The sequence below is a fragment of the Deltaproteobacteria bacterium genome, assembly GCA_016874775.1.
GTDB lineage: Bacteria > Desulfobacterota > Binatia > Bin18 > Bin18 > VGTJ01.
In genome coordinates this window covers 1-4827 of sequence record VGTJ01000283.1, presented here as the reverse complement: position 1 = coordinate 4827, position 4827 = coordinate 1, and the positions used below count along the sequence as shown (strand labels likewise).

At 50.4% G+C, this 4827-nt stretch carries 3 protein-coding genes; 2 read left to right on the top strand and 1 reads right to left on the bottom strand.

Features of this window, described 5'->3' with window-relative positions:
* Positions 1–152 precede the first annotated feature (152 nt).
* On the bottom strand, positions 153–1082 hold the full coding sequence (locus FJ147_27260; protein ID MBM4259584.1) for a thioredoxin-disulfide reductase: 930 nt from the start codon (positions 1080–1082) through the stop codon (positions 153–155).
* A 210-nt stretch (positions 1083–1292) separates the two neighbouring features.
* Between FJ147_27260 and FJ147_27255 the strand changes: the two genes are divergently transcribed.
* Positions 1293–3419 (top strand): peptide ABC transporter substrate-binding protein, encoded by a 2127-nt coding sequence (locus FJ147_27255; GenBank protein ID MBM4259583.1) that lies wholly within the window; start codon positions 1293–1295, stop codon positions 3417–3419.
* A 115-nt stretch (positions 3420–3534) separates the two neighbouring features.
* The gene (locus tag FJ147_27250) at positions 3535–4497 is read left to right on the top strand and encodes an ABC transporter permease (GenBank protein MBM4259582.1); all 963 of its coding nucleotides are present in this window, start codon (positions 3535–3537) and stop codon (positions 4495–4497) included.
* The last annotated feature ends 330 nt before the right edge of the window (positions 4498–4827 follow it).

Sequence of the window (4827 nt, the reverse complement as noted above, 5' to 3'; positions counted from 1 at the left end):
AAGGTCAGGATGAGGGGATCGAAAAGCCAGCAGCCTTATATTTCATCCCCTCACCCTAGCCCTCTCCCTGAGGGAGAGGGAATCAGAAAGCTACTAACTTAACGCCATTGCCCTGCCAGGGAGAGGGAGCTTCGGGCCTACTGAAAACTGCGCTAAGACCAGTGACCCGTGCGGATATACCGAACCGCCGCCAATGCCGCTGTTGCTCCATCTCCAGCCGCTGAAATCAATTGCCGCGAGGAATCAGCACGCACATCTCCGGCAGCAACAATTCCTGGCACGATCGTACGCATACAAATGTCGGTCACAACGTGTCCACTTTCGTTCAGGGGAACGATACCTTTGAGAAAGTCAGTATTAGGTGTGAGGCCAGCAAAAATGAATGCGCCAGTCACATCGAGCTGTGATTGCTGCCCAGTCTTTACGTCTTCAAGCTGTACACGTTGAACGCCCTGTTCCCCTTCAATCGCACGCGTAACGGTGTTCCAGCGAAACTGGACCTTGTCATTGGCGCGAGCACGCTCTTGTAGCATTGAGCAGGCGCGTAATTGATCGCGACGGTGAATGATCGTTACTTGTGACGCGTAGTGTGTGAGATGAATCCCTTCGTCTAATGCAGCATCTCCACCGCCAATCACGGCAACGGGCTCGTTCATGTAAAACGATCCATCACAGGAAGCGCAGTGCGACACGCCTTTGCCCACAAACTCTTCCTCGCCAGGAATGCCGAGCTTGGTGAAGCTCGAACCACAGGCGATAACCAATGCCTTGGCGCGTAATTCACCATCGTCGGTTTGCACAATCTTCGTATTGCCATCGAGATGAAGGCTGTGTACTTCAGCCAGTTTCATCTCGACTCCCCAATTGGTTGCTTGCTGCTGCAGCGTTGGGCCGAGCGAATAGCCAGCTACACCATCAGGAAAGCCGGGATAGTTCTCGATATGTTCACAGTTCAGTACTTGTCCACCAGCAGAGAAGCGTTCGACCACGATCGCCGAACAGCGGTCTCGTGCAGCGTACATTCCAGCGGTGAATCCAGCGGCCCCGCCGCCAATGATGACGATGTCGTATTCGTTTGCCATGTAAGTCTCCCCTCGGAGAAAGTAGTGGAATAATAGCTGAGATGAAGCAGGAAGTAAGGAGACAGGAGATAGAAGGTAGGAGACAAAAGCAAAACTGCTCTCTTTCTGCTGCTCTTGCTCTTGTCCCCTGTACTCCACCTCCTATCTCCTATCTCCTTACCCGGAACGGGATTCCGCCGTTAGCAGAATTGCGCTACAAAATTAGCGCTGATGATACTCAAACGTTTGCTCATCATTATTCCCGTGGTGTTGATTGCGTTCTTGTTGCAATCCTATCTCTGGGTGCCAACCTACGAGAAACAGACCACTGGCAATCCCCATCGGTCGCGTACCTATATCGAAGGCTCAATTGGTGATGCCAAGATTCTCAACCCGATCTTAAGTGCCGATGGTGCCAGCTCTGCCATTACGAGCTATGTGTTTGAGGGCTTGCTTGATCTCGATGAGAATCTCAACCTGCGCGGGCGGCTCGCTACCGATTGGCAAATCAGTGAAAATGCCTATCTGCTTGTGAACCCCGCCAAGCAGTTTCCAGACGGAACTGCCGTGACCGGTGCTGAATTGCTCCAGCGCATTACCCAGGCGCTGAGCAATGGCACTTTGTCGGAGCTGCAAGGAGTTATGCAGTCAACCAAACTCCTCCCGCCACAACAACGAACTGAAACGATCACTCTCGCCGAACCAGATGCACAGGGAAAAGCAAAACCGCTGAAGATCGAAGCGACAATTAACGTTCCAGAGCGCATTGCCTTCTCCTTAAATAAAGTTGATCAAGATTTCTTCACGCGACTCAAACCTATTGTTGGTGACATGTACACCGAGGGCTTTCCTCACGCACAACACATTTCTCTGTCGGATCAATGCAAACTTGAACAACTGCGTCCACAGTTCCCGGAGTTACTCCCAGTTGTCGAGCATAATCCTGAGCTACTGTTTCACCTGCGACGTGGGGTGAAATTTCACGATGGCGTAGAGTTTGCCGCTAAGGATGTCAAATTCACCTATGAAGCGCTGATGAATCCGAAAAATCTCTCGCCACGCACGTCTGATTACGAGCCGATCAAAGATGTCGAGATCCTTGATCCGTACACTGTTCGGGTTGTCTATAAACGGTTGTACTCGCCTGCCATCACCGGTTGGACTATGGGAATTCTGCCTGCGCATTTGTTAAACGACGCAGCTTTGCAAAAGGAAGCCGAGGCACGTGGTCTCTCAGAAACCGCGCGGGCCGCATTTGGCATGCGCGATAGTCAATTCAATCGCCGCCCGATCGGGGTTGGGCCGTTTCGTTTCGTAGAATGGCAGGGGGATGAGTTTATTCATCTCACTCGCTTTGATGAGTATTGGGAGGGAGCGGCTGAATATCAAGATTATTACTATCGCGTCATCCCGGACATTCTCACTCAAGAGGTCGAATTTCGTACCGGCGCGATCGATTATTACGGCGTCCTGCCGCATCAGGTCGCTCGCTACAAGAAGGACGACCGCTATCAAGCCTTCTCCAGTCTTGCCAATGCCTACACCTATATTGGCTATAACTTGCGCAAGCCAATGTTTGCCGACAAACGCGTGCGGCGGGCTTTGGGAATGGCCATCAACGTTGGAGAGATTACACAATATCTCTTGTATGGAGAAGGAGAACAAATCACTGGTCCGTTTCCGAAAGAGTCGGAATGGTACGACCCGTCAGTCCCTGCGTTACCGCATGATCCAGATGGTGCACTGAAGCTGCTCGAAGAAGTCGGATGGAAGAAGAATGCTGACGGCTGGCTAGAAAAAGACGGAACGGTCTTTGAGTTCAACCTCATTACCAACAACGGTAATCCGCAACGCAAGAGCATTATGACCATTGCCCAGAATGCCTGGAAGAAGATTGGCATTAAATGCAATATCCAGGCGTTCGAGTGGGCAGTCTTTCTTGAAGACTTTGTTGATAAAGGAGCGTTTGATGCGTTGGTGCTGGGATGGACGACGTCTCCACTTGATGCCGATCTCTATCAGATCTTTCACTCGAGCCAGGCCAATCCCAAGCAATTGAACTTTGTCGGCTATAAAAACCCGGAAGCTGATGATCTCATTGTCAGGATTCGTCAAGAGTACGACCGCAACCGACAGCGTGAGCTCGCACATCACCTCCACCGACTCATCGCCGATGACCAGCCGTATACGTTCCTGTATGCTCCACGCAGCACGAGAGTACTGGATAAGAAAATTGTCATTGTTGAACACGAGCCTGATGGTAAAGAACGCTATGTGAAGATTTACCCGACCAAAGGGGGAAACATCCAGTTCTATTTCAATAAATGGCGAAAATTGGAGTTTACACCAAATTTCTAGGAAAGTAGTCAGTAGTCAGCATTCAGTAGTCAGTAGAAAAAAAGATAGGCTGTAGGATCTAGGGTTTTCCGTCCTCCCCCAGCCCCTAACCCCCAGCCCCTAACCCCCAATAATTATGTGGTCCTACATCACTCGTAACATTCTGCAACGCTTAGTCCTGGTCGTGTTTGTGTCGATCCTGGCACATTCAGTGATCCATCTAGCTCCAGGGAAACCAAGCGAGGTCGATCCTTCCAATCCACGTCTGAAGCCAGAAGATATTGCACGCATCCGTGCGGCATTTCACCTCGATGAGCCGTTGTATGTCCAATATGCCTATTGGGTGCGGGATCTCGCAACTGGTGAACTCAAGTCGTTCAAAGACAGCCAACCGGTGTTGCCGAAAATCTGGCAACGGTTTTTGAACTCGTTGCCATTGTTTATCTGCGAGACACTGATTATCTGGGGGTTGTCGTTTCCAACCGGGATATACGCTGCGCTCAGGCGCGGATCATTCTATGACCGTAGCAGTACGTTTGTGGCGTACGCGTTAATCTCGATTCCTGGTTTCTTTCTTTCCTACCTCGCGATCTTGTGGGTGGTGGATACGTTCAATGTTCCAGTGATCGGTATGCGAACCTTTGGTATGGAAAACGCCCAGCCTATCTATCGCTGGATGGATCAAGTGTGGCATTTGGTGATTCCTTCATTGATGGGTGCGCTCGGCGGTATCGCCGTTTTGTCACGTTACGTGAAGTCACAAATGCTCGAAGTAATTGGCCAAGACTACGTCCGCACGGCACGTGCTAAAGGTCTTTCGGAAGATGTCGTTATCTACCGTCACGCCTTGCGCAATGCGCTATTACCGTTTGTGACGATGTTCGGTTTTCTTCTGCCTGGCTTGATAGGTGGCGCGGTGATTTTCGAGCAAATTTTTGCCTGGCCGGGGTTAGGTCGGCTGGGGTACGAAGCGATCCTTGCGCGTGATTTTCCGGTCATTCTTACGCTCAATTTTATCGCTGCAGTGCTGACGTTAGCCGGTACGCTCGTCTCTGACATTCTGTATGCGGTGGTTGATCCACGGATACGGCTCCAATGAAAGCAGTAGGCAGTAGTCAGCATTCAGTAGAAAAAGAAAATGTTCTAAACACTGGTATGCAATCAAATTAATTTTGAGGAATAAATATTCGTCATGCCCGCGCAGGCGGGCATCTAGGAAAATTTAGCACGGACTTAGAGTTTAGCCTCCTGGATTCCCGTTTTCGCGGGAATGACGTTCCCCTGACTATCTACAAACTCTCACAGGACTTACGCTTGAGGACCACAAGTATCATTTTAGGGATATGATTACCAAGAAGCAGTACGTCGAATATTTGGTGAGCACGCCGAAGAATTGCACCTGTACGTATCTGGCCGAGCATTTGGAAGA

Bases quoted from the DNA above. Each gene is read 5' to 3' on its own strand.
- FJ147_27250 (MBM4259582.1), top strand. From the start codon at position 3,535: ATGTGGTCCTACATCACTCGTAACATTCTGCAACGCTTAGTCCTGGTC.
- FJ147_27260 (MBM4259584.1), bottom strand. From the start codon at position 1,082: ATGGCAAACGAATACGACATCGTCATCATTGGCGGCGGGGCCGCTGGA.
- FJ147_27255 (MBM4259583.1), top strand. From the start codon at position 1,293: ATGATACTCAAACGTTTGCTCATCATTATTCCCGTGGTGTTGATTGCG.